The following is a 914-nucleotide window of genomic DNA, read 5'->3' on the forward strand; positions in this document are numbered from 1 at the left end:
GGCATGGCGAGCTTCTCGGCCAGCTCCTCCGGGGTCGGCTCGCGGCCGATCTCGTGCAGCATCTGGCGCGAGGTGCGCACGATCTTGTTGATCGTCTCGATCATGTGCACCGGGATGCGGATCGTCCGGGCCTGGTCGGCGATCGACCGGGTGATCGCCTGCCGGATCCACCAGGTGGCGTAGGTCGAGAACTTGTAGCCGCGCCGGTACTCGAACTTGTCCACCGCCTTCATGAGGCCGATATTGCCCTCCTGGATCAGGTCCAGGAACTGCAGGCCGCGGTTCGTGTACTTCTTGGCGATGGAGATCACGAGGCGCAGGTTGGCCTCGATCATCTCCTTCTTCGCCTGCCGGGCCTCGCGCTCGCCCTTCTGCACCATCATGACGATGCGGCGGAACTCCTGGATCTCCAGGCCGGTCTCGCTCGCCAGGTTGTGGATGTTCTCGCGCAGGTCGTGGATGCCGTCCTTCGCCTTGGCGACGAAGTCCTTCCAGCCCCGGCCGCCGAGCTTGGAGACCCGCAGCACCCATTTCGGGTCGAGTTCCCAGCCCTGGTAGTGCTTGAGGAACTCCTCGCGGGCCACGCCGTGGCTCTCGGCCAGGCGCATCAGGCGGCCCTCATGGGAGATGAGGCGCTTGTTGATGTCGTAGAGCTGCTCGACCAGGGCCTCGATGCGGTTGTTGTTCAGCGACAGCGACTTCACGGCCGCCACGATGTCCGCCTTGAGCTCCTTGTACTTGCGCTCCTGGGCCGGGGTCAGCTGCTTGTTCTGCATGCGCTGCTCCACATGCTCGACCTGCAGGCGGCGCAGCTTCTTGTAGTTGTCGGCGATCGAATCGAAGGTCTCGAGGACGCGCGGCTTCAGCTCGGCCTCCATGGCCGAGAGCGACACGTTGTTCTCCATGTCGTCGTC

At 64.3% G+C, this 914-nt stretch carries 1 protein-coding gene; it reads right to left on the reverse strand.

Annotation, left to right across the window (positions count from 1 at the left end; translation table 11 throughout):
- Nucleotides 1–914 (reverse strand): sigma-70 family RNA polymerase sigma factor (locus tag KBI52_RS01260; protein ID WP_210804838.1); only part of this gene is annotated, 914 nt, incomplete at both ends.

It is taken from the genome of Microvirga sp. HBU67558, assembly GCF_018069605.1.
Lineage (GTDB): Bacteria > Pseudomonadota > Alphaproteobacteria > Rhizobiales > Beijerinckiaceae > Microvirga > Microvirga terrae.